Source organism: Pseudoalteromonas sp. H103, assembly GCF_001469205.1.
GTDB lineage: Bacteria > Pseudomonadota > Gammaproteobacteria > Enterobacterales > Alteromonadaceae > Pseudoalteromonas > Pseudoalteromonas carrageenovora.
In genome coordinates this window covers 508,952-532,703 of record NZ_LOFG01000001.1, presented here as the reverse complement: position 1 = coordinate 532,703, position 23,752 = coordinate 508,952, and the positions used below count along the sequence as shown (strand labels likewise).

General features: G+C 38.9%; 20 protein-coding genes and 1 pseudogene. 11 read left to right on the top strand and 10 right to left on the bottom strand.

The genetic code is table 11. The features are described from left to right. Window positions 1-88 precede the first annotated feature (88 nt). Together ATS74_RS02400 and ATS74_RS02395 are read right to left on the bottom strand one after the other, a co-directional pair. Complete coding sequence (locus ATS74_RS02400; protein ID WP_058547336.1) at window positions 89-2,368, bottom strand: TonB-dependent receptor; 2,280 nt, start codon at window positions 2,366-2,368, stop codon at window positions 89-91. A 415-nt stretch (window positions 2,369-2,783) separates the two neighbouring features. Next, window positions 2,784-3,644: a mechanosensitive ion channel family protein gene (locus ATS74_RS02395; RefSeq protein ID WP_058547335.1), complete on the bottom strand. Its 861-nt coding sequence runs from the start codon at window positions 3,642-3,644 to the stop codon at window positions 2,784-2,786. 196 nt (window positions 3,645-3,840) lie between these two features. On the opposite strand from ATS74_RS02395, the gene ATS74_RS02390 reads away from it, so the two are divergent. From ATS74_RS02390 to ATS74_RS02370, 5 genes are all read left to right on the top strand, one after another. Continuing rightward, window positions 3,841-4,047 carry a hypothetical protein gene (locus tag ATS74_RS02390; protein ID WP_058547334.1) on the top strand — a complete coding sequence of 69 codons (207 nt, stop codon included), beginning with the start codon at window positions 3,841-3,843 and terminating at the stop codon, window positions 4,045-4,047. 213 nt (window positions 4,048-4,260) lie between these two features. Next, window positions 4,261-6,396 carry a M3 family metallopeptidase gene (locus ATS74_RS02385; RefSeq protein ID WP_058547333.1) on the top strand — a complete coding sequence of 712 codons (2,136 nt, stop codon included), beginning with the start codon at window positions 4,261-4,263 and terminating at the stop codon, window positions 6,394-6,396. A 115-nt stretch (window positions 6,397-6,511) separates the two neighbouring features. Beyond that, window positions 6,512-7,375: a carboxylate/amino acid/amine transporter gene (locus ATS74_RS02380; RefSeq protein ID WP_173827041.1), complete on the top strand. Its 864-nt coding sequence runs from the start codon at window positions 6,512-6,514 to the stop codon at window positions 7,373-7,375. A gap of 55 nt (window positions 7,376-7,430) precedes the next feature. Beyond that, on the top strand, window positions 7,431-8,762 hold the full coding sequence (locus ATS74_RS02375) for a glycerophosphodiester phosphodiesterase family protein (RefSeq protein WP_058547331.1): 1,332 nt from the start codon (window positions 7,431-7,433) through the stop codon (window positions 8,760-8,762). Between the two features lie 76 nt (window positions 8,763-8,838). Next, the gene (locus ATS74_RS02370) at window positions 8,839-9,573 is read left to right on the top strand and encodes a dienelactone hydrolase family protein (protein ID WP_058547330.1); all 735 of its coding nucleotides are present in this window, start codon (window positions 8,839-8,841) and stop codon (window positions 9,571-9,573) included. Between the two features lie 11 nt (window positions 9,574-9,584). Here ATS74_RS02370 and ATS74_RS02365 read toward each other — a convergent pair whose 3' ends face one another. Further along, window positions 9,585-10,508: a LysR family transcriptional regulator gene (locus tag ATS74_RS02365; protein WP_058547329.1), complete on the bottom strand. Its 924-nt coding sequence runs from the start codon at window positions 10,506-10,508 to the stop codon at window positions 9,585-9,587. Between the two features lie 169 nt (window positions 10,509-10,677). On the opposite strand from ATS74_RS02365, the gene ATS74_RS02360 reads away from it, so the two are divergent. The 5 genes from ATS74_RS02360 (at window position 10,678) to ATS74_RS02340 (ending at window position 16,691) form a co-directional block, all read left to right on the top strand. Next, window positions 10,678-11,361 (top strand): type 1 glutamine amidotransferase domain-containing protein, encoded by a 684-nt coding sequence (locus ATS74_RS02360; RefSeq protein ID WP_058547328.1) that lies wholly within the window; start codon window positions 10,678-10,680, stop codon window positions 11,359-11,361. A 123-nt stretch (window positions 11,362-11,484) separates the two neighbouring features. Continuing rightward, window positions 11,485-12,066 (top strand): rhomboid family intramembrane serine protease, encoded by a 582-nt coding sequence (locus ATS74_RS02355; protein WP_058547327.1) that lies wholly within the window; start codon window positions 11,485-11,487, stop codon window positions 12,064-12,066. Between the two features lie 71 nt (window positions 12,067-12,137). After that, the gene (yghU, locus tag ATS74_RS02350; RefSeq protein ID WP_058547326.1) at window positions 12,138-12,977 is read left to right on the top strand and encodes a glutathione-dependent disulfide-bond oxidoreductase; all 840 of its coding nucleotides are present in this window, start codon (window positions 12,138-12,140) and stop codon (window positions 12,975-12,977) included. A 227-nt stretch (window positions 12,978-13,204) separates the two neighbouring features. Continuing rightward, window positions 13,205-15,145: a putative bifunctional diguanylate cyclase/phosphodiesterase gene (locus ATS74_RS02345; RefSeq protein ID WP_058547325.1), complete on the top strand. Its 1,941-nt coding sequence runs from the start codon at window positions 13,205-13,207 to the stop codon at window positions 15,143-15,145. 166 nt (window positions 15,146-15,311) lie between these two features. Further along, window positions 15,312-16,691: an FG-GAP repeat domain-containing protein gene (locus tag ATS74_RS02340; RefSeq protein WP_058547324.1), complete on the top strand. Its 1,380-nt coding sequence runs from the start codon at window positions 15,312-15,314 to the stop codon at window positions 16,689-16,691. 108 nt (window positions 16,692-16,799) lie between these two features. Here the strand turns inward: ATS74_RS02340 and ATS74_RS02335 are convergent, their stop codons facing one another. Next, window positions 16,800-17,252: a hypothetical protein gene (locus tag ATS74_RS02335; RefSeq protein ID WP_058547323.1), complete on the bottom strand. Its 453-nt coding sequence runs from the start codon at window positions 17,250-17,252 to the stop codon at window positions 16,800-16,802. A gap of 12 nt (window positions 17,253-17,264) precedes the next feature. Further along, a complete protein-coding gene (locus ATS74_RS02330; protein WP_058547322.1) occupies window positions 17,265-17,540 on the bottom strand; it encodes an EF-hand domain-containing protein in 276 nt (91 codons plus the stop codon). 251 nt (window positions 17,541-17,791) lie between these two features. On the opposite strand from ATS74_RS02330, the gene ATS74_RS02325 reads away from it, so the two are divergent. Beyond that, window positions 17,792-18,646 carry a PA4780 family RIO1-like protein kinase gene (locus tag ATS74_RS02325; protein ID WP_058547321.1) on the top strand — a complete coding sequence of 285 codons (855 nt, stop codon included), beginning with the start codon at window positions 17,792-17,794 and terminating at the stop codon, window positions 18,644-18,646. Between the two features lie 17 nt (window positions 18,647-18,663). Here ATS74_RS02325 and ATS74_RS02320 read toward each other — a convergent pair whose 3' ends face one another. The 5 genes and pseudogenes from ATS74_RS02320 to ATS74_RS02300 form a co-directional block, all read right to left on the bottom strand. Beyond that, complete coding sequence (locus tag ATS74_RS02320) at window positions 18,664-19,338, bottom strand: response regulator (RefSeq protein WP_058547320.1); 675 nt, start codon at window positions 19,336-19,338, stop codon at window positions 18,664-18,666. Between the two features lie 8 nt (window positions 19,339-19,346). After that, the gene (locus tag ATS74_RS02315) at window positions 19,347-20,801 is read right to left on the bottom strand and encodes an ATP-binding protein (protein ID WP_058547319.1); all 1,455 of its coding nucleotides are present in this window, start codon (window positions 20,799-20,801) and stop codon (window positions 19,347-19,349) included. Then, the gene (locus tag ATS74_RS02310; RefSeq protein ID WP_058547318.1) at window positions 20,801-21,331 is read right to left on the bottom strand and encodes a hypothetical protein; all 531 of its coding nucleotides are present in this window, start codon (window positions 21,329-21,331) and stop codon (window positions 20,801-20,803) included. Before ATS74_RS02310 ends, ATS74_RS02315 begins: the two co-directional genes overlap by 1 nt. Before the next feature lie 9 nt (window positions 21,332-21,340). Then, window positions 21,341-22,993 (bottom strand): annotated as a pseudogene (locus ATS74_RS02305) (YHYH protein). A 33-nt stretch (window positions 22,994-23,026) separates the two neighbouring features. Then, window positions 23,027-23,632 carry a flavin reductase family protein gene (locus ATS74_RS02300; RefSeq protein WP_058547316.1) on the bottom strand — a complete coding sequence of 202 codons (606 nt, stop codon included), beginning with the start codon at window positions 23,630-23,632 and terminating at the stop codon, window positions 23,027-23,029. Window positions 23,633-23,752 lie beyond the last annotated feature (120 nt).

The following is a 23,752-nucleotide window of genomic DNA, read 5'->3' as shown; positions in this document are numbered from 1 at the left end:
CTTTAAATTAATTAACGCTACTTTACCAGCTTTATAAAAACATAAAAGCCTGCACAAGGCAGGCTTTTAAAATTAATTTAAGTTAATTTTAGAAAAAGTTAACTTTAAATTCTGCACCAATGTAACGCTCTTCATTAACAATACCCGTATTGTTATTGAAATCTACTGCGCCAATTACTTGCTGCTCATCAAATAAGTTACGAACAAAAGCAGATACTTGGTACTCGTAGTCACCTTCAGCCCACTCATAACCTGCACGTAAACCTACTTCAGTTAATGCTTTACCTTCAAACTCAACAGAATCATATAAAAACATGTTAATTTCGCTACGGTAAGAAATATCACCTAATGCAAAGAAGTTACCGTCGGCAAGTTCTTTGTTGTAACGAAGCGTAAAGTTAGAGATCCACTCTGGAGCATGCGGTAAGCTGTTGCCGTCAAGAAATACTTTACCGTCTACTACAGGGTCTGTAATGTTTAACGTTGAACGACTTGGGGCTGCAATAGTTAGGTTATTATCTTTGATTTCGGTTTTATTGTAGCTTAAGTTGAATGTTGCATTAAACTCATCGCTTAATACCCACTCAGTATCTAGCTCAAAACCATAACCTGTAGTTTTATCAGCATTAACTAAGCGGTTAAAGTTAGCACCACCACCTACAGCTGTAAGCTGTTGGTCATCCATTGTGTAGTAAAATACAGTTGCATTTACACGGCCTTGACCGTCAAGTACATCTGACTTAATACCTGTTTCAAATGAAGTCACTGTTTCTGAATCAGCAGTTGTTACGTCATCACCAAACAAAATACGACCCTGTAAGCTAGGCGCACGGAATGTATTTGCAACACGGCTATACCAGTTTACATCTTCGTTTACTTTGTAGTTTGCAGATAAGTCCCAGCTTACATGGCTGTCGCTAACTTCTTTTTCTATGAATAAAGGACCAACGCCAAATACGCTAAGTGGACTGAGTGTACGGTCTGCCGAGAAATCTTTTTCATCATCAGAGTAACGCAGTCCCGCAGTTACTTTTAGCTTATCTGAAAAAACATAATCTACAGAGCCGAAAATAGCCCATGCAGTTGTATCTTGCTGCTGCTGAACGTAGCCATTTAAAGCACCATTGTTCGCCGTGTCATAACTAAAGTTTTCAATTGTTAGCTCTTCATCAAAGTAAAAAAGACCAACTTGGTAGTTAAAATCACCACTAAAGTTACTTGCAAGGCGTAACTCTTGAGTTAACTGATCGTGATCTGGAATGCCATCTGCACTTTCTGAAGAAAAAGGAATAACACCAGGCCCCATATCAACTGCAACATCATCTATTGTATAGCCGCCGTAACCACCGTCAATATCTGCACGAGAGTAAATTTCTGCACTTTCCCAACCTGAAATAGAAGTTAGCGTGTACTCATCGCTAATATCCCACTCAAGCTTTAAGCTTGCGCCTTCAGATTCTACTTGTTGTGTTGAACGTGAAGCAGCATCTTGATAAACAACATCGTGTTCGTAGTTGTCTACTAAGTCATTTGAACCGGCTTCAATAACGTTTGCACGAAACGCAATTGGTGAGCCGTCTAAATCACGTGTGTGATAGTTTAGTAGTGCAGTAAAGTCATCGCCTTCGTATAAAAACTGAATACGCGCTGCTTTTTCTGTGTAGCCGCCCTGCTCATCTTTAGCTTCAAAACCAGGCGCTTGGTTATCGATGTAATCGTCTTTGTCTTGCCACAGTAATGAAACACGTGCAGATAAACGATCTGTTAATGCGCCACCTACAGCACCTTCTGTATCTACAGCGCCACGACTACCGTAAGAAACAGCACCGTAACCTTCAAATTCTTGACTAGGTTTAGCAGTATCAAATTTAACTAGGCCAGCCGGCGTGTTACGGCCAAACAATGTACCTTGAGGACCACGTAATACTTCTACGCGTTCTACATCAAATACCGGGAAACCTTTTAAAATAGCATTTTCTTGAACTACTTCATCAACAACTAATGAAACTGGTTGTGAAGCATTCAAATCGAAATCGGTATTACCCAGACCACGAACATAAAAACGAGGGAAAGAACGTCCAAACGAAGATTCGATTGAAAGACTTGGAATTTTCGCACTCATAAAGCGAATATCCATACCTGCTGAGCTGTATGCATCTAAGTTATCGCCTTGTAATGCAGATACTGCTACAGGTACTTCTTGCGCATTTTCTACACGTTTACGAGCGGTAACTTGGATAACTTCTAGTTGATTGCTTTTTTTAGCGGTATCTTCTTCAGCAGCGAAAGCCGAAACGGATGTGCCAGCAGCAGATAATAGAGCAGCATTAATAATGGTCGCTATTGCAGTTTTTTTTAATGATTTCATGTCGGGTATTAACCTTTTGTATGCACTCTTGTTCAACGGTTTTTTGTGTTGCGCAATGTATTCATTGCGGGCTCGTACAATTTTTCGCGTCTTGCTATATGGCGCGCGGACCTCATCACCGAGAGTACAAAAACGGAGTAATAAGGCTGAACGAACGGTTAATATTATACCATTGTGTAATAATATTACTGCATAAATATGTGTAAAATTAGAAACTTTTTTGCAACATTTAACTACAAAAACATGCGTTTTTATCTGTTTTTAGATGTAAAAACCTAATAATGAGGACATATGTCCTTTATTGAAGTTCGCGAAGTAAAGTAGGAAAAATGGATTACTTTACATATTAACCCAAAATAGAAACATCATAATTGCTCATAAAAAAAAGTCACCCGCAGGCGACTTTTTATCAAAACTACGACTTTTTAAAAGCAATTTCGCCGTCTATATGAATATCACGCTGTGGAAACGCAATTACAACATCGTGCTTTTCAAATACGTCATAAAGGCTAAAGCGGATATCGCTGCGTACCTTTCTAAGCATGGTTTCAGACTCAGCACAAACCCAAAAAATGGCGTTAAACACTAAAGAACTATCGGCAAAGTCATCAAACATTACCGACGACTTTGGATTAGCTAAAATAGCGTCATGATCATCAAGCACTTGTTGAATGAGTTTTTTAACAAGCACTACATCTGAGCCATAGGCAACACCTACGCTTACCGACGAGCGTGCATTACCATCTATTAGTGTCCAATTAGTTACTGTGTTTTCTAAAAGCTGAGAGTTAGGTATAAGCATATGTACACCATCGTTTCGGCGAATACGTGTAGAGCGCGTATTAATAGTTTCAACTACGCCTTTTGCGTTTCCCACTTCTAAAAAGTCACCAATGCGAATTGGGCGCTCCCACATTAGTATCCAACCGCTGATAAAGTTATTAATAATGTTTTGTGCACCAAAACCTACACCAATAGCAATTGCACCGGATACAAAAGCAAATGCCGTAAGCGGGATGCTGAGCACTTCAAGCGATGTAAAAATTAAAATAGCGATACTTAAAATAAAGTAAATACGAGTAAACAAATGCACTGCGTCTTGGCTTATTTTTTTAGCGAGTAATGTTTTTTTAATAAGCTTGCCAATACGTGTGACTACAAACCACATAGCAAACAATATAAGTGGCACTTGAATTACTTTTGCTACCGTAATATTCACATCGTTGTAAGTGAATATTACAAAGGCTAAGTATTGATTAATTTGTTCGAGGGTCATAAGTGTTCCCAATATCTTTTTTGTTTGTTATTTGTTCACTAAAAATAAGTGTGGTTCAGTTTTCGCTAAGCTTAGCAAGGCATAATATAGCTAAAACGCCAAGTTAATAAGTTCAATATGAATTTTATGAACAATTTATTAACTCTTTATTGCACCGAGTGCTATATAAATAGTGTACAAGCACTGGAGATCACATATGACACAACTTACCTTAAATCAAAGACTCGCTACTTTGCAGCCGCAGGTAGATTTAAAATTGTTTGAAAGCAGCCTAGATTACCGAAATAAAGTTTTGTGCTTGCTAGCCGAACAAGAGCAAACTCTAGCAACTATTAATAAAGAGTTTGGACAGCAATCTAATAGCTTTGGCTCAGAAAGAAAATTTGTTCTTGGTTATAATTAACCGCCTTCAAAACACACAATCGTATAATTAAGTAGCTCTTACGTTTAATTTTAGAGCTACTTTTACCTACCTTAATACTAATTATTAGCTAATTTGCGTTCAAATCCCGCTTAATACCGATAAACTTTATTGTATAAACCCCCAAATTTGATAAGTTAACTAGGTTTTTCGACTCGCAAAGCCTATTTCGGCTAATCTTTTTATGGAGTTATTATGCGTAAAACCCTGATCGCCACTACTATTGCTAGTGCCCTAATCCTATCGGCTTGTTCTTCTAACGAACCTCAAGACATGGCAAAAGAGAGCGCAGCACAAGTGCAAGACATGAACGCAAACAATGTTTTATTCAAACCAAGCCCATTGCAGTACATGGCACCAGAGTTTGATAAGTTTGGTACAAAAGACTACGAAGCCGGCTTTGACGCAGGTATTGCTCAGCATACTGCACAAGTACAAGCTATTGCCAACAACCCAGCTCCTGCAACTTTTAAAAATACATTAGTTGAAATGGAAATGTCTGGCGAGCTACTAAACCGTGTATCGGCTGCATTTTATAACCTTTCTGGTTTAATTTCAGATGATGAATACCAGCGTATAAGTAAAAAAATGGCGCCGGTTTTATCTGCTCACTCTGATGACATTTACTTAAATGGTGCATTATTTAAGCGCGTACAAACAATTTACGACAACAAAGACTCGCTTAACGCTGAAGATCAACGCCTTGTAGATTTTTACTACAAGCAATTTGTAAAAGCCGGCGCAAAGTTAAATGACGCTGAAAAAGCAAAAATGCGTGAAATCAACTCGCAACTTGCAGAGCTTTCTACTGCGTTTTCTCAAAACATTTTAAAATCGTTTAAAGAAGATGTAATTGTAGTTACCGATAAATCTAAGCTTGCAGGCCTTTCTGAAGGTGAAATTGCAGGCCTTGCAGCCGCAGCTAAAAAAGCAGGCAAAGACGGCTACATGATCACTTTAGTGAACACAACACAGCAGCCAATTTTATCAAGCCTTGAAAACCGCGAACTTCGTGAGCAAATTTTTACTGCATCAGCTAACCGTGCAGCCGAGACCAACGGTCCAATTATTATTGAAGAAACAAACTTACGTGCTCAAAAAGCAGAACTACTAGGCTTTAAAGATTGGGCATCGTATGTAATGACTTCGCGTATGGCTCAAACAACTGATAACGTATACGGCATTTTAGATGACCTAGCACCAAAAGCAGTTGAAAAAGCTAAAATTGAAGCCGCTTCAATTCAAAAAGTGATTAACGATTCGGGCGAAAGCTTTGAGCTTAAACCATGGGATTGGGCTTTTTATGCAGAAAAAGTACGTGCTGAAAAATACGACCTAGATCCTGCGCTAGTTAAGCCATACTTTGAAATGAACTCTGTAATTCACGATGGTTTATTCTTTGCGATGAATAAACTTTACGGTATTACATTTAAAGAGCGCAAAGACTTACCGGTTTATCACGAAGATGTAACAGCCTACGAAGTATTTAACGCTGACGGCAGTGCAATTGGTTTATTTTACATGGACCCATATGCACGTGAAGGTAAGCGTGGCGGTGCATGGATGAGTGCATACGTTAGCCAAAGTGGCTTAAAAGGCACTAAACCTGTAATTTACAACGCACAAAACATTCCTAAACCGGCGGCAGGCCAGCCAACGCTAATGACCTTCGATGAAGTGTCTACTATGTTCCATGAGTTTGGTCATGCGGCGCACGGTTTATTCTCAGACGTTAAATACCCAAGCCTAGCGGGTACAGCTACAGCCCGTGACTTTGTTGAGTTTCCATCACAAGCACACGAAGATTGGATGATTGAGCCTACAGTACTTGCTAACTACGCTAAGCACTACAAAACAGGTGAGCCAATTCCTAAAGCATTACTTGATAAAGTACTCGCTTCGCAAAAATTCAACCAAGGTTTTGGTACCACTGAATATTTAGCCGCAGCTTTACTTGATATGGAATGGCACTCGTTTGGTTCAGATAAAAAAATCAGCGATGTACAAAAGTTTGAAAGCGATGCGCTAAAAGCACACGGTATTGATTACTACCCTGTACCACCGCGTTATAAGTCAAACTACTTTAGCCATACTTTTGCCGGTGGTTACTCTGCGGGTTACTACGCCTACCTTTGGACTGAAGTATTTGCAGCCGATGCATTTGCGCATATGGAAAACAATGGTGGTTTAACGCGTGAAAACGGTGACAACTTCCGTAAAGAAATACTATCTAAAGGTAATAGCCGCGACTTAATGCAAAGCTACATTGAGTTTAGAGGCCAAAAACCAACTACAGACGCACTACTTAAGCGCCGTGGTTTAGTTGAGTAAATAACTTAGTTTATTAAGCTCACTTTTTATAAAAGCCCGCTTGCGGGCTTTTATTGTTTATACCCTCACCTATAACAGATAAACTTAACTCAATATTTTTTAAAAGATGATGGTTATGCAGTACTTATTTGCAGTCACTTTGCTTTGGGCGTTTTCGTTTAGTTTAATTGGTGTGTATTTAGCAGGCCAAGTTGACGCATGGTTTAGCGTTTTAATACGTATAGCGTTGGCAACACTTATTTTTTTACCTTTTTTAAAACTCAAAAATACCCCAAAACCCGTTGCACTTAAACTTATGCTAATAGGCGCGGTGCAGCTAGGCGTAATGTACAGCTTTTACTACCATTCGTTTTTATATTTAACCGTGCCAGAAGTACTGCTATTTACAGTAATGACGCCTCTTTACATTACACTTTTAAACGATGGCTTAAACAAACACTTTAACCCCCGCTTTTTTATAGTCGCCTTAATAGCCGTGCTAGGTGCTGTGGCTATTCGCTGGGAAAACCTAAATAGTAACTTCATTATGGGGTTGTTACTCGTTCAAGGCGCTAACCTTAGCTTTGCGACCGGGCAAGTTACTTACAAGCGTTTAATGGCAAATAATAAACTTGATGATAAAACCGTGTTTGGCTGGTTTTTTATAGGCGCACTTATTGTGGCTACAATATGTTATGCGTTATTTGGTAATTCCAACAAATTACCAAGCACTTCTACTCAATGGGGCATACTTATTTACTTAGGCGTTATTGCATCGGGCCTTGGTTACTTTTTATGGAATAAAGGGGCAACCAAAGTAAACGTTGGTGCATTAGCGGTAATGAATAACTTGCTGATCCCAGCCGGAATTATAGTTAACGTACTCATTTGGAATAAAGATGCCGACATTATAAGGTTATCTATTGGTGGGGCTATTATGTTGGCAGCACTAATAATTAATCAAATAGGTACAAATAAACAGAACGTCACATCAATGTAGCTAATTTGTCATTAAATCTGGTTAGGGTTGAGGAAAATAACGTTAAGGAACAAACATGAAACATCTCACCCTAATAATGAGCTCTTTAGCACTTACGCTTCTAAGCGGTTGCGACGACGATGTAAAAGTAGTCGAAAAAGACGTTGTTGTTACCAACACCATCGTCGAAGTTGTCGAAGTGCCTACCCCTGTTATTGTTGAAGTGGCAAAAGGCGATACGCCAGACATTCAATTAGGGACTCGCGCCGATTACCTTATTAATGATATGGCACAGAGCGATTTAAAAACTAAATTAGAATCGTGTAAAGACGGCCCCTTTTATAAAACCGACTTTTCTATTGGGCATCGCGGCGCCCCTATGCAATACCCAGAGCACACTAAAGAGTCTTATACTGCTGCCGCGCGAATGGGCGCGGGTGTTATTGAGTGCGATGTTACATTTACAAGCGACAAAGAGCTAGTGTGTCGCCATTCACAATGTGATTTACACACCACTACTAATATTTTAGCCATTCCTGAGCTTGCTGCTAAATGTAGCGTCCCTTTTACACCCGCAGACTCAGCAAGTGGTATTGCCGCTTCAGCTAAATGTTGTACCAGTGATATAAGTTTAGCGGAGTTTTTAACGCTTGAAGGCAAAATGGATGGGGCTAATCCACAAGCCACTACTGTCGATGAATACATGCAAGGCACGCCCAGCTGGCGCACAGATTTATACGCCACAAGCGGTACTTTAATGACTCATAAGCAAAGTATTGAATTGTTTAAAGCGCTTGATGTAAAAATGACCCCGGAGCTTAAATCGCCGCAAGTAAGTATGCCTTTTGATGGCATGACGCAGCAGCAATATGCTCAAAAAATGCTTGATGAATACACCCAATTAGATGTACCGAGTAATCGTGTTTATCCGCAATCATTTAATCTTGATGATGTTAAATACTGGATAAATAACAACCCCGACTTTGCTAATCAAAGTGTTTATTTAGATGGGCGCGACAGCGAAGCGGGATTTGATCCAAGTAACCCAGATACGTGGCAGCCAAGTATGGAAGAACTGGTTACCGATGGCGTTAAAATTTTAGCGCCCCCTATTTGGATGATGTTAAGTATCAATAACAATAATGATATTGTGCCTTCTCAATATGCTATTAATGCAAAAGCCGCAGGCCTTGAACTTATAGCATGGAGCCTTGAGCGCTCAGGACCACTTAACGAAGGCGGTGGTTATTACTATCAATCAATAGCGGATGTAATAGATAACGATGGCGATATGATGACAGTTGTTGATGTACTGGCACAAGATGTCGGCGTTATGGCTATATTTTCTGATTGGCCAGCAACGGTAAGTTATTACGCTAGTTGTAATAAAATGCCAGCAAGCATTTAAAAAACCAGTATCAGTAGTCGTTTATTTTTTTGCGCTCAGTTACCATAACCTTATTAATTATTTAACTGAGCGCTTTATGATAGTCCAACACCATAATACCGACCTAAACACACCCACTGGTTTAATGCGAACCACCGTATACCGCCCACAAGCACAGGGCCATTACCCCGCTATTATTTTTTACTCAGAAATTTTTCAGCAAACAGCACCAATTGCTCGCAGCGCCGCTATTTTAGCAAGCCATGGTTTTGTGGTGTTAGTACCTGAGGTATTTCATGAGCTAAACCCTATCGGTACTGTACTTGCGTACGACGATGCAGGTAAAGATAAAGGCAATGCCGATAAGTGGGAAAAGCCACTTGAACACCACGATAGCGACACACAAGCGCTTATCGACTTTGTAAAACAGCAAGATTACTGTACAGGTACGCTAGGGGCTATGGGTGTATGTATTGGTGGACATTTAGCTTACAGAGCCGCGTTAAACCCACACATAAAAGCCGCATTTTGCTTATACGCAACCGATATTCATAGTGATACCTTGCCTGCTCAAGCGGGAAATAACTCATTTGAACGCATGGCCGATATTCAAGGCGAAATACACTTTATTTGGGGTAAACAAGACCCACATGTACCCAAGGAAGGCCGTAGCAAAATTTATCAACAATGTGTAGCTACGGATATTAACTACCAATGGCAAGAAGTAAACGCGCAGCATGCGTTTATGCGTGATGAGGGCGAGCGCTACGATGCCGCACTTGCAATCACTATGTATCAGCAAGCTGTTGCGTTATTTAGCCGCACGCTTTAACACAAAGCTTTTTAAACGTTTTTCAGCATGCCCAACGCGGTGTGCTGTTTTACAAAATACGCTTTTAAGTAATCAATAAACAGCCTAAGTTTTTTAGAGCCTGCTGCCCCTGGCGGAAACACACCATAAAGCTCTATATCTTTACTTTTATAGTCATCAAGTATTATTTCTAGCAGCCCAGCTTGTACTTTAGGCCCCGCGTCATAAAGCGGAATACGGCCAAGCCCGTGCCCTGCCTCTACAAATGCAGTACGAGCCGCCGCATTGTTAGTGCTTAAGCCGCCTTGCATTGTAATCTCGTGTTTTTTGCCCTCTTTTTGAAGGGTTAATGTTTTACTGCCCAATTGATAAACCACCCATTTATGAGCAGCTAACGCCTGTGGGGTATTAGGCTTACCAAAATATTCAAAATAATCTGGGGAGCCACATATGCAAGTGCTCATTGTGGTTAATTTAGTCGCTTGTAAGTTAGAGTCACTTAACGCAACACCACGTATGGCAAAATCAAAGCCATTTTTAATAATATCGACCACGTCATCGCTTAGCTGTAAGTCTATGTCAATTTTAGGGTATTGGCGTTTAAACGTATTAATCGCGGGCACTATTAATTGCATACCAACATTAACCGGGCAGCTAATTTTTAATAAGCCCTGCGGTTCACTTTTAATATTTTCTATTTGCTGATTAGCCGCATTGGCTTGCTCTGTGATCACTCTACAGCGCTCGTAATAAGCGATGCCGGCTTCGGTTAGCGCCATTGTGCGGGTTGAGCGGTTAAGCAATGTTACTTCTAACTGTGTTTCGAGTTTTTTTAAATGATAACTTGCCACAGCACGTGTTAAGCCTAACTGTTTAGCTGCGGCTGTTAAGCTACCCTGCTCTACTATTTGTGCAAACACCACCATACTTTTAAGTTGCTCAAACGACACTTTCATAACAAAATCCTGCTTTTGCCTATTCAATGTCATTATTGTATCAATTATTAAACCAATAAAGTTGAATTTATCATCGTTGTTTAAAGTCTTTTAAGTGCATATAGTATTTACAACGCTTTGGTGAAAACCAAACCTAATTAATTTACTCAATAATCGAAGGAATATTGTCATGGCTAAAAAAATACTTATGGTACTTACGTCACATTCGGAGCTTGGTAACACCGGTGAAAAAACAGGTTTTTGGGTAGAAGAATTTGCAGCCCCTTACTACGCATTTGTAGATGCAGGCGCAGACGTAACACTTGCTTCACCTGCGGGCGGTCAGCCACCTATTGACCCTACAAGCACACTTGCTGATTTTGAAACAGATGCAACTAAGCGCTACGATGCAGACAGCGCGGCACAAACTCTAATGGCAAATACTAAAGTGCTAAGTGAAGTAAATGCGAGCGACTTTGACGCGGTATTTTACCCAGGCGGCCATGGCCCGCTTTGGGATTTAGTAGATAACACAGATTCAATTTCTCTTATCGAAGACTTTGTAAAATCACAAAAACCAGTGGCAGCGGTGTGTCACGCTAGTGCAGCTTTTTTAAATGTTAAAGATGCAGACGGCAATGCCTTAGTTGCAGGTAAAAAAGTAACAGGCTTTACTAATTCAGAAGAAGCCGCAGTGCAGCTTACCGATATCGTGCCATTTTTAGTGGAAGACGAGCTAATCAAAAAAGGTGGCGATTATCAAAAAACTGACGACTGGGGTGTATTAGCGCTTGAAGATGGCTTAGTGATCACAGGTCAAAATCCAGCAAGCTCTGAACAAGCCGCTAAAAAATTATTAGCTAAACTTAGTTAATTAAACTTTAAAGAGCGGTAATCAGTACCGCTCTTATACTTTTATAGCACTGGCATTAAATCGCTTTTAATAGCTAAACCTAACTCCTATACTGGTACAAAATAATTCCACTAGGACGTTTAAATGGCCGCTAAGCCTTCATCGTATTCACTTATTAGTAGTACACGCTTTGCAATATTCAGTATTGTATTTATTTGCTTAATATTACAGGTAATTAATAGTTTACCGGGTATTACATTAAATGGTTTAGGTATCTATCCCCGTAGCGTTAAAGGCTTAATTGGTATTTTATGCGCCCCGTTTTTACACGGCAGTTGGTGGCACTTTGCAAGTAACATGATCCCCTTTATTGTATTAAGTTTGCTAATTTGCCAATACAGCGTAAAACGCTTTTACAACGTGTTTATATTTACCGCACTAGTTGGTGGCCTTTTAGTTTGGGCTTTTGGCCGTAGTAGCTTTCATGTTGGTTTAAGCGGCGTTATATATGGTTTATGGGGCTTTATACTTTGCTACGGCGTAGTTAGGCGCTCATTCAAATCTATTATAATTGCAATAGCAGTTGCTGTGCTCTACAGCGGATTTATTTGGGGCGTATTACCACAGCGCTTTCATGTCTCGTTTGAAAGCCACTTATTTGGTGCATTAAGCGGGTTCTTTTTAGGTTATAAGTTAGCAAAATCAGATCGCTTAAAAGGCAGGTAAGGTCTTTTAATTATCCTTTTAGCCCTTACTTATTATTTATCAGTCAATATTTTTCAACAATTGAGGTTTATATGAGCAATGATAACGGATACACACCGGCAAAAGTCTGGACGTGGGAAAGTGAAAGTGGTGGTAAATTTGCCAATATAAATCGTCCTATTGCAGGTGCTACTCACGACAAAAGCCTACCAATTGGTGAGCATGCATTTCAGCTTTACTCATTAGCAACACCCAATGGTCAAAAAGCAACAATCATGTTTGAAGAGCTTTTACAGCTTGGCTGCACCGATGCTGATTACGATGCATATTTAATTGATATTAGTGAAGGCGATCAGTTTGGTTCTGACTTCGTTGATATTAACCCTAATTCAAAAATTCCAGCATTAATGGATCATTCAACAACGCCCCCTACCCGTATTTTTGAATCAGGTTCAATACTTCAATACCTAGCTGAAAAATTTGATGTACTTATTCCAAAAGATTTACAAGCTAAAACGCAGTGTCGTAACTGGCTATTTTGGCAAATGGGATCTGCCCCCTATTTAGGTGGCGGATTTGGCCACTTTTATAGTTATGCTCCGAATAAAATACAATACCCTATAGACCGTTTTACTATGGAAGTTAAACGCCAACTTGATGTACTAAACCGCCATTTAAGCGAAAACGAATACATGGCAGGCGATGAGTACTCAATTGCCGATATTGCAATTTGGCCATGGTATGGCTCACTAGTACTAGGGGATCTTTACGATGCAGCCGAATTTTTAGATGTAGCTTCGTATACGCACGTTATGCGCTGGGCTAAGCAAGTATCGCAGCGTCCTGCTGTTAAGCGCGGACGCCGTGTAAACCGTGTTTGGGGGCCTGAAGAAGAACAAATGGCAGAGCGCCATAACGATAGCGACTTTTAAAAACTAAATCGTATAGTCAATTTTTTAAAGGCCCATAGTAATTATTATGGGCCTTTTTTATTAACGACACTTTTTTCTTTTAAGCTCATAAACTATATTTATTTTTATACCAATAATTAGCACCTTGCGAATAAAAGTGTTTAATACATTTTTATCACTAAAATAAGGTGTATTTTCTTCAAAGCTACAATATTAATAAACGTAGCTTTTGCATAAGGTTTTACTTAGTGCCATATAGAAATTTAAATAGTGAAGAACGTAGAGAAGCAGTTAAAATTTTGTACTCTAATGCTATTTCAGGCATTGCTATTTCCACTGTTGTAAGCTTTATACTGGTATTTGCGTTTGATTTGAGCAACCAACAAACATCACACGAAAAAGGGGTGTGGCTAACTATTATGATTTCCATATTAGCCGCACGCGCTATAGATGTCATTTGGTTCTTAAAGGATAAAAAAAGCAACCCATTATTTTATGCAAATAACTACCTAAAGCGTTTTTCAATTGGATGTATTTTAACTTCTACTTCATGGTGCGGTTACGCACTTTGGTTTCATAGCAGCTCATCCACCATAGAAATAACAACTACCATTGCTATTTTATCTGCTTTTGCTGGCGGCTCTGCCAACTTGTTATCTGGAAGTAGAATTACAGCCGTGCTTTATAGCTTTATTTTATTAGCGCCCTACTCTTTTTTACTAACGCTGTCTGATGATAACTATAATTATGTTTTAGGTATTTTGGGATTAACCTTTACCGCTATCATGATAGCTTCATCTTATAAGTCCGCCACATTTACACAAAGCGCAATAAAGTTAAAAAATCAAAATAGAGAATTACTCGATGAAATGGAGGATAAAGTAGAGCGAAGAACAGAGGAAATCTATCGTTTATCAAACACAGATCCACTTACAAATCTTTTAAACAGAACCGCATTTTTAAAAAATGCAAATAAGCGCTTATGCGAAAACCCAGACGAGCCATTTGCTTTATTATTTGTAGACTTAGACGGGTTTAAGCAAATAAATGATACTTTAGGACATAAAGTAGGTGATAAAGTTTTAAAAGAAGTCGCTCGTAGAATTAGTAACGTATGCGATCAGCAACTCTACAAATGCAGATGGGGTGGAGATGAATTTTTAATTTTGACTCAATACCAAGATACACCACAGTTAGTCGAATTTGCTAATAATGTACTTCAAAGCATTGGTGCCGAACATGAAAAATACAAATACCAAAAGTGGGTATCTGCAACAATTGGTATAGCTATGTACCCTGAACATGGCGATAGCCTCAATACTTTAATTCGTTCTGCTGATATTTCTATGTACCATCAAAAACGCATAGCAAAAGGTAGCGTCAATATATATAACGACTCCCTTAAACTCAAACAAGAACGAGAAAACCTATTAAGTTACCGATTAGCGAGTGCAATAAAAGAAAATAGTTTAAGGCTCGTTTTCCAACCCATTGTTGATAGTAGAACAAATAAAGTTACGTCATTTGAGTCGCTATTACGCTGGCAACTTGATGGAGAAAATATTTTTCCCGACGAGTTTATAGCAATTGCGGAACAATACGGTTTAATTACCGAACTAGGGCTTTGGGTAATACAGCAAGCATGTGTGCAGGCTCAAAAGTTTAACCACTTAGAACCTCACATTGCAGTGAGTGTCAATGTATCAGTCATTCAACTCCAAGACCCTGAATTTGTGACTAAAGTTGTTAATATAGTAAACATTTATGACGTAGAGCCTAAAAATTTACATATTGAAATTACTGAATCTGTATTTGCAGAAGACAAACTCACGTTTTTAACCGCTGTAAAAGCACTACAAAAGCAAGGTTTTTGTATCTCAATTGATGATTTTGGCACTGGGTATTCATCGCTTTCTAGCATGTTAGATATAGGTGTAGATATAGTAAAAATAGATAGAAGCTTTATTCAGAATATGGATAAACGTGGTTTGAGCATTATTCATGCGATAGTTCAGATGGCCTCTTCGCTCGATTTTATGGTGGTTGCAGAAGGCGTAGAAACAATAGAGCAATCCAATACGCTTACGGATATTGGCGTATCTCACTTACAAGGTTACTACTTTTCAAAGCCTATGGAGCAAGCATTTGTAAACTCATATTTAAATGAGCAAAATAAACTCTGTAGCTAGTTTTTTAAGATCCTGCCTCAAACCCTTACTTATAAACACATTTCATTAAACAAATTATTACAATTACTTACACTGAGGAAACCTTTTATAGCGTAGTCTAATTGCATCTTAATCATTACAGTTTAACTTATTTGTAGTGGTACTAATTTTTGTAAAAGGATTTAACATGCTAAAGCCTCTTTGTTACTCACTCGCCATTTTACTTACACCAGCAAGCGTTTTTGCACAAACAATGGTAATAAAAACAACAGATGAATTGATCACTACCGATTCCCCCACTCTATTCGCTTATAACAAAGAGTCAAAGCAACTAGAGGTAATTAATTTACTAACCTCAAAAAGTCATGAGCTAACTTTACCTAAAAATGCTTTTGGTTTTGATGTAGCCACTATTGCAAATACAACAGATAAACAGGCGCTAGTGTTAACTGAGAGCGGTGTTTATAAAAGTACAGCAGGAGAAGCTGAGCTTTTATTTAATTACAGTTCAGTGATTAGCCAATTGAAAGTAGATAAATTTGAAAAAATAAATTTTGTTTTTGATGCCAATAATGATGGCCTTAGCGATATTTTAATTCCCGACTTAACTAGTAGTACCTTGTATATTCAAAATAATGAGGGAGCATTCAAGCCAAATAGATTTGAACAAGCAGCTGAGTATAATGGACGATTTTCAGAAAAAGGGCTCACTCTTGAGGTTAATATAAACAACCAACCCGTTATTATTGATTTTAATAAAGACGGTGTAAGCGACTTAGTTTTTGCCAGCGACTTTGGTGCTAATGTATTGTTAGCGAATGCACAAGGTTATGCCGATGCCTTAACCCCTATTAATTTTAATATTGAACTAGGCGAACTAAGTAACGGCGAAACGCGAAAAATTAAGCAGCTCTTAGATGTAAACAACGATGGACTTTTAGATTTTACTACTAGGCAATTTAAACCAACACAAGGTATGGACTCACTAGACATTAAGATAGCCCATACTTTATATTTAGGAAATGAAGGCGGCTTTAGCGCAACGCCTATCAACTTATTTGAAACACAGGGCCCGAGCGAGTTATTGCTAAAAACAGACTTTAATAACGATGGCTTAATTGATTTACAAAAAATGGATTTAGATATTGGTTTAGGCACTATTGCATCAATGGCTATGGGCGGTGGTAGCACAGATGTTGATGTAGAGATGAATTTATACAAACAGCAAAGTGATGGCTCATTTGCAAGTAAGTCAGGCATAGAGCTCGATTTAGAAATGGAAGTAGGTATGAATGGAGGTGAGTCATCACCAGCGCTCTATTTAGGAGATATAAACGGCGATAGCCAAATAGACGCTGTGTACAAGTACAGTAAAAAAACACTGCATATTTATTATGGAGAACAAGGCTCTTTACTTAATAAAAAACGTAAAAAACTAAAATTAACACTTCCCAAAAATAATAAAGATATTTTGCTGGTTGATATAAACCAAGATGGTAAAAAAGATTTTGTATTTAAATTTACAGAAAAAGATGGCACCAGCAAAATCAAAACACAATTAAATTAAACATTTTAAAAAGCCAACAAAAAAAGCTCGGCAATGTTAAACACATTAACCGAGCTTTGGACTTAAGACCTAAGGATAAACAGTCAGCTTTACCTCAAGTTATAACACCTAAGCAGTTACATTCAGCAATGAATCGCCTTCACTTAAACCAAATTTTTCTTGTACTGAAGACAAGATAGACTCTTTATCTTCATCAGATAGCTGGCTTGAATATTCAGTAAGTAACTCATCTAAGTAACTTACTACTTCGTCAGTATCAACAGACTCTAATGAGTTTTGTGGCGGTGGCGGCGGGCGTTGCCCTTCAGGTCGTCCTGCATCACCAATGCTTTTAGCATCAAATTCAAGCTCACTCATTAAATCGGCAAGCTCTTTTGTAGGCGAAATACCTTGCTCTTCAAATGCAGCTTGAATACTTTGCGCATCTTCTGCACTTAAGTTTTCTGGATCAAACTCAGCAAGTGTTTCTTTTACAAAGTCAGTTTGTTTAGTGGTTAAAGCACTCACTTGGCTACTTTGTTGAGTCATAAAACTCGATGAACTACCAATACTGTTGATCATCTTAAATCTCCTTTAACGACTACGACGTGGTGGCTTATGTTCACTTAATTCTTGTTCGCTAATTTCGCCATTTCCATCAGCGTCTATTTCATCGAAAATAGTTTGCGCATCACCTTGTGGTGGCGCGCTTTCACTAAATTCAGCAAGGCTTATAACACCATCGCCATCTGTATCTATACTTGAAAAGTCAGGTTTAGGTGGTGGGTTATCACCGCCTCTAGCGGCCACATTGGCAGAAAAAGCCACTGATAATAATGTAACAGCTGCAAAGATTGAAAAATTCTTCATAGTGGTAACCTTGCGTAAAATATTAATTAGGGTGTATTTATATATTACGCTTGAAAATAGCAAACAATGTGCAAACAATAAGGAAGTGAAAATAAACTCGGTTTTTATCATGTTATTTTTACCTTAGTCATAATTTCGGTTATTGTGCACAGTATAAAAACAGCTAGCGTATACTGTTAATACACATTACAAATATTTAAGGACTCTTTAAATTACATGTTTAACCTTCCAATTTTTCTAGTAGTACAACTGTGAAAATACCTAAACGCCTACAACCTCTTGTTGATGATGGTTTAATCGACGAAGTGATCAGCCGCTTAATGAGTGGTAAAGAAGCCGATGTATTTGTAGTACGTAGTAGTGGTGAAATTCGCTGCGCTAAAGTTTACAAAGATGCTGTTAAGCGTAGCTTTAAAAAAGCAGCCCAATATCAAGAAGGCCGCAAAGTAAGAGGCGGACGGAAAGCTCGTGCAATGGGTAAACGTTCAAGCTATGGCCGTCAATTAGAAGAAGAGATTTGGCAAAATGCTGAGGTAGACGCCCTTTCACGTTTATCACGAGCTGGCGTAAGAGTTCCCGACACTTATTATTGTATTGATGGCGTACTGTTAATGGAGCTTGTGTGTGATGAAGATGGTGATGTAGCTCCGCAATTAGGTCATGTAACGCTTACCCAAGAGCAAGCTATAGAGCAATATAAAATGATGATTCATTACATCAAACTTATGCTCTGCACGGGTATTATTCATGGTGACTTATCTGAGTTTAACGTGCTTGTAGATACTAATGGACCAGTAATAATTGACCTACCTCAAGCCGTCAACGCTGCAGCTAATAACAGTGCTCAAGCTATGTTTACTCGCGATGTAAACAATATGCGCCGTTACTACGGTGAATTTGCGCCGAGTTTATTAAAAACGCAATACGCTAAAGAAATGTGGGCTTTATTTGAAGAAGCAAGCCTAACGCCAAATACAACCTTAAGTGGTGAATTTGAAGACAGCACCGAAGCTGCTGACGTAGATGCTATTCTTGATGAAATTCAAGCGGCCGAATATGAAGAGTTCGACCGTTTAGAGCGCATTAAAAACGCTGACGAAGAATAAAAACACCCAATACTTACCTATTGAGGATGTACAAAGCGATACCCCACCCCATAAACCGACTGAATCACACTGTCGGTTTGGGTTACTTCATCAAGCTTTTTGCGTAACTTTTTAATGTGGCTGTCTATAGTTCGATGACTCACAATACGTTGGTCTGCATACATAGTATCCATTAAGCTATCACGCGAAAAAATACGATTTGGGTTATTAAATAAAGGTTTAAATAACTGAAACTCAAAATTTGTAAGCTCTATACTGGTTGCTTTGTATTGAACACTGTAAGTACTTTCATCTAGCTTCATTGTTGATGAGCTAATATCTGTAATGCTTGTTAAGCGCCTTAAAATAGCTTTTACACGCGCCACCAGCTCAGCATAGCTAAACGGTTTGCATATATAGTCATCGGCTCCTAATTCTAGGCCGAGTAGACGATCTATTTCCTCTACTTTTGCCGATACCATAATAATAGGCACATTAGAGAACTTTCTTATCGCTTTACACAGCTCAATACCACTTTGCCCAGGTAACATTATATCGAGTAATATTAAGCTTGGTCGGTTGTGCTCAAGCCAAGGTAGCACCTCATTACCGTGATTAATGATGTGTGTTGCGTAATGATGACTTGTTAAAAAGTCGCTCATTAAGTGTGCTAACTTTATTTCATCTTCAACAATAAGTATTTGATCTTCCATACTGTCCTCTAAACCTTTACTAAAGGCAGGCGAATAATAATCGCTAAACCACCTAAACTTGCTTTTTCAGCCGCTATTTCACCCTGATGGCCTTTAACAATATGCTGGCAAATTGATAAGCCCAAACCAGAGCCACCTTCTTGTCGATTTCGAGCGCTGTCAACGCGGTATAAGTACTCAAATAAGTGCGATAAGTGCGTTTTATCAACCCCTACGCCATTGTCTTCTATCGTCATTTCTAAATAAAGCTTGTTTTTAATCTCCATATTACGAGCAGTTAAGGAGATAGTTGAGCACTGTGCGTAGTGCACTGCATTCATTAAAATATTATCAAGCAACTGTAATATACGTGTTTTATCTGCTTCAACAATGGCATGCTTGGAGCTATTTAATAAATAAAAATTTATTTTATGTTGCTCAAATAGTACTTGGTATTTTTGCTCAATAGAATTTAATAATAAACCAATATCAGTTGGTTGTTTGGTGTAGTGCATACCACCTAACTCAGCACTATTTAACATATGTAAATCGTCAATTAAGCGTTTTAAATGCAGCGCCTCGTCGTTCGCAGAACTTATATTTTTATTATTTGGTTCGCGTATTCCAAGTAACATAGCTTCAAGCTCACCAAGTAAAATACTCATTGGCGTTCTAAGTTCGTGAGAAATATTAGCAAGCCAACGTTTACGTACTTGCTCGTCTTTGGCAAGCGTAAAGGCAAGCGTATTAAAGTCTTCACTAAGCTGGCCTAATTCGTCTTTTCGCTCAAGCGAAAGCTTCGTACTGTATTGCCCCTTAGTAAGCTTGTGCATGCCATTAGCAATCTGCTTTACTGGGCCAACTAAATGCCTCGATAATAAAAAAGACAACAATAAAGTAAGTAGCCCAGCAGTAAGTGCTATAAGCCACAGGTAATTAGTTTGCTGCTTTAAAAAATCGAGTTCATAGCCATCCGCTAAGCTTTTTCTTTTTGATACACCTAAATAGGCGATTGTTTCGCCATTTAAAACAACAGGTGTATTTATATATCTTAAGTCGTCAAAAAGCTTACCAAAGATACGCTGCTTATTCTTATCAAGTAATACGTAATGCGCTGCATACTCTGGTGGTGGGCGATGATCTCTTTGCCCCATATGCTGAGATGGTCTAGGCCTTCGCTCTCCCCTGTTAGACTGCCTAGCAGGCATGTCTGGTAAACTGGGTAAAAACTGGCTTGATTGGAGTTGAGACTCAACCAGTCTTAAGAAGCGTTGATCGTCTCCTATTATTTTTTTCCATGAAGCATTACGTTCATATTGTTTTGCTAATTGCGCCGCAAGTGGCTCTAGTGCCTTTAGTTCTTTTGCATTAACAAAATCAATAACACCTTGGCCGATACTGTACTGAATAAGTACAACTAACCCCGCAATAATGCTAAAAGTAAAGCTAAATAATATTAAAAAAAGTTTATTATGGATTTTCATTAATGCGTGTTTTCAACCTTGCTGGGAAAGCTTTCAAATCGGTATGTTATAAAGTCTTTGGTTTGATCGTTAACATACAACGTAGCAACTATTTTTTTGCCTTTAGCGGTCCAGTACATATGACCATGATTATTCAAAGTAACAGATACTGTATTTATGCCACTTTTAAATAAGTTAGCAGGTAAATGCAATGCATGTCCGTATACTCGCTGTATTTTAACGCCATTGATATACAGATGGGCATGCCCTTGTAAAAAACCACTACTTGGGTTTGTAGTTGCGCTCATCATTTGTTGCATACTCATTGTATCAGCTGGCGGAACAGATAAATCATAACGCTGCGTGTTTAATACTAAGTTATAACCCGACATACTATCTTTTAATAACGTAAGGCTCAGCGCCGGTATAAGAGCATTATTTGGCACAGCTATAGGCATATGACTATGATCCATCATTTCCTGCTGCGCATAAAGCTTAACGCTAAATAGCATAGTAGAAATAAGGATCAATGCGTATTGAACATAAGGCATATCGACTCCTTAAACGCCTGGCGGCGGCCCCATCGTTTCGCCAGTATCACAGCGACCAATTGAATTATCTGCTAATTGCCCCTTAAAACGCGGCCCTATTTGATAAGGGAAAGCAGGCTGTAATTTACCATCGCTGTCTAGCGTGAGTGTTATATGGTAGTGATAACCCTTACCATCGTTAGTATCGTGGCCGTTATGCTCATCTAATTGAGCACCTGTTACTGTTTTTTGTGCATAGTAATAATCCTCAAAATAGTAACCATCATCAGCATTAAGAGTGTTCCCTGAAAGTGTCGTTACTTCTTCACCTATACCAGGGCCTGCTTCACTTACTTGAGTGCCTTGGCTAATGTCGTACTGGTCAACTAATATACAGCTACGTTCACCTTCACTACCACAGCCTCCTTCGCTTGTTGCAGCGCCATAGTCACGTATTTCCCAGCCACTCACAGCAAGTTGCCCATCACTTTCGTAAGGGCCATAAAGAGGATAGCCATCAGCAGCAAAACCATAAATAGGAGAATGTGCATCGCCATCATCTTCTAATAAACCAGCCAAGCAACTTGTGTAAAAATGATGATGGTATTCACCATTTGCGGCATGCCCACCACATATATCTACATCGTATTGCTCTGCAATTGGAGCCAGCGTATACCACACATTATCACCATAACTCATACCATCGCCCCAGTTAAATATACTGGTACCATTTACCATTAAGCCAACTGTGCCTAAGCCTGTTTCACATGTGTCGGTGCCTGACAAATCAGTAGGGGTAACCGGGAAATAGGCCTCTACACTTTGCTCTGTAGGGCAGCTCGGACCTGGCGGCCAGTAACCTGCGCCACCTGTATCATTACAGTTTTGAGTGCTACTTATATAACCGATGTCTTCACCGAATAAAACAGTTTGTCCAGCAACAGCTGAGGTAACCCCATTATAAAAGTCGCTTGTTGCGCGCGGGCGATTGTTTAATGCATCAACCTGTTCTTGTGTGAGGGTAATATCGTACTTTGGAATATCAGTTGTTTGCACGTACATGTATTCAACATCTGTGCTTTCTTGTGTAATAGTAACAAGTTCGGCCGACTGCACATCTTCAACCACAGCACCATTATTTTGTATGTAAGTAGACGTTGTATCGTTGTTAATTATCCAACTTGCAAGCTTTACATCTGTATTTGATAAAGCTACAGAGGATGCAACAACGTTAATTGTAACAGTGTCAATCACAGCGCTGTTTACGCTATCGTCAGCGCTTAATTCAAACACTAACGACTCGTCAGTTAGTACTTCTGGCGCTGTAAATTCGCTCGTTAATGTTGTACTTGATGTAAGCGTAACAGTGGTACCTGATGTTTGCGACCAAGTTACAGATACGTCGTCATCGTCTTCAACGCTTGCATTTAAATAAACGGTATCGCCTGCGTAAACTGTTTGATCAATACCCGCATCTACGCTTGGTACACTGTTACTAACAGTATCGCTGTCTGTGGTTGTATTTGTTGATTCGCTATTACATGCTGTTAATGCAATACACAGTGCACTTAAGCCAAATAATTTTGTGATGTTTGAGGTGTTTTTCTTATAAAGCGCTTTCACTATTTGAACCTTTTACATTTACGTTTAATAAATAAACTTAACAAGTAAAAGTGCAAACAATGTGCACAAATTATAAAATATTAAACGCCCATATTATGATGGACGTTTAAGAACAAATTTATCTCTTGTGGTTGCGTAATAATCTCCGCCCATACGACCTACTGAATCTAAATTAGTAGGATCTATATAGCCATCAACCAATGTTTCATCTTCAACGCAAATACCAACAATATCTAACAGTATCATTTGCCCGCCACCGGGTTCGCTTGAAAATGTAATCACTTCTCTAAGTTTACATTCGTAGCGTACTTTTGAATCGGCAACACCTGGGACGGCAACCATTTCACTCGCTACCTTAGTAATATTAGCCGCATCAAATTCACTCACATCACTGGCGTAGTTTGCGCAGCTTTGATTCATTTTTTCAACCTGAGCATGGCTTACAATATTAACTACACACTCTTTAGTAGCTAATACATTCGCTAAAGTATCTTTAATTGCTTTATCTCGAGGATTTACCTGCGTAACACTCAGTACTGGCGGGTTACAGCTCGCTACAGTAAAAAAAGAATATGGCGCCACGTTTGCCACTCCATCTTCATTTAATGTACTTACCCATGCAATAGGACGTGGACTAATCCCCCCCACTAGGTAAGAGTAAACATTCAAATCTTTATTTTTAGTTAAATCTAAAAACATATTTTTCCTTTTTAATATTTAAAGCTAAATCGTAATTTTAATATCTTGCGTATAAGTACTTACAAACTTTTGCTGGTTTAATTATTAATACTAAAGCTTAAGCTGATTTAACCACAGCAT

What these genes read in the sequence shown, in the direction of transcription:
- ATS74_RS02395 (WP_058547335.1), bottom strand. Translation starts at nt 3,644, where the DNA reads ATGACCCTCGAACAAATTAATCAATACTTAGCCTTTGTAATATTCACT.
- ATS74_RS02365 (WP_058547329.1), bottom strand. Translation starts at nt 10,508, where the DNA reads ATGAAAGTGTCGTTTGAGCAACTTAAAAGTATGGTGGTGTTTGCACAA.
- ATS74_RS02320 (WP_058547320.1), bottom strand. Translation starts at nt 19,338, where the DNA reads ATGGAAGATCAAATACTTATTGTTGAAGATGAAATAAAGTTAGCACAC.
- ATS74_RS02375 (WP_058547331.1), top strand. Translation starts at nt 7,431, where the DNA reads ATGAAACATCTCACCCTAATAATGAGCTCTTTAGCACTTACGCTTCTA.
- ATS74_RS02355 (WP_058547327.1), top strand. Translation starts at nt 11,485, where the DNA reads ATGGCCGCTAAGCCTTCATCGTATTCACTTATTAGTAGTACACGCTTT.
- ATS74_RS02360 (WP_058547328.1), top strand. Translation starts at nt 10,678, where the DNA reads ATGGCTAAAAAAATACTTATGGTACTTACGTCACATTCGGAGCTTGGT.
- ATS74_RS02330 (WP_058547322.1), bottom strand. Translation starts at nt 17,540, where the DNA reads ATGAAGAATTTTTCAATCTTTGCAGCTGTTACATTATTATCAGTGGCT.
- ATS74_RS02335 (WP_058547323.1), bottom strand. Translation starts at nt 17,252, where the DNA reads ATGATCAACAGTATTGGTAGTTCATCGAGTTTTATGACTCAACAAAGT.
- ATS74_RS02300 (WP_058547316.1), bottom strand. Translation starts at nt 23,632, where the DNA reads ATGTTTTTAGATTTAACTAAAAATAAAGATTTGAATGTTTACTCTTAC.
- ATS74_RS02380 (WP_173827041.1), top strand. Translation starts at nt 6,512, where the DNA reads ATGCAGTACTTATTTGCAGTCACTTTGCTTTGGGCGTTTTCGTTTAGT.
- yghU (WP_058547326.1), top strand. Translation starts at nt 12,138, where the DNA reads ATGAGCAATGATAACGGATACACACCGGCAAAAGTCTGGACGTGGGAA.
- ATS74_RS02400 (WP_058547336.1), bottom strand. Translation starts at nt 2,368, where the DNA reads ATGAAATCATTAAAAAAAACTGCAATAGCGACCATTATTAATGCTGCT.
- ATS74_RS02370 (WP_058547330.1), top strand. Translation starts at nt 8,839, where the DNA reads ATGATAGTCCAACACCATAATACCGACCTAAACACACCCACTGGTTTA.
- ATS74_RS02385 (WP_058547333.1), top strand. Translation starts at nt 4,261, where the DNA reads ATGCGTAAAACCCTGATCGCCACTACTATTGCTAGTGCCCTAATCCTA.
- ATS74_RS02315 (WP_058547319.1), bottom strand. Translation starts at nt 20,801, where the DNA reads ATGAAAATCCATAATAAACTTTTTTTAATATTATTTAGCTTTACTTTT.
- ATS74_RS02310 (WP_058547318.1), bottom strand. Translation starts at nt 21,331, where the DNA reads ATGCCTTATGTTCAATACGCATTGATCCTTATTTCTACTATGCTATTT.
- ATS74_RS02340 (WP_058547324.1), top strand. Translation starts at nt 15,312, where the DNA reads ATGCTAAAGCCTCTTTGTTACTCACTCGCCATTTTACTTACACCAGCA.
- ATS74_RS02390 (WP_058547334.1), top strand. Translation starts at nt 3,841, where the DNA reads ATGACACAACTTACCTTAAATCAAAGACTCGCTACTTTGCAGCCGCAG.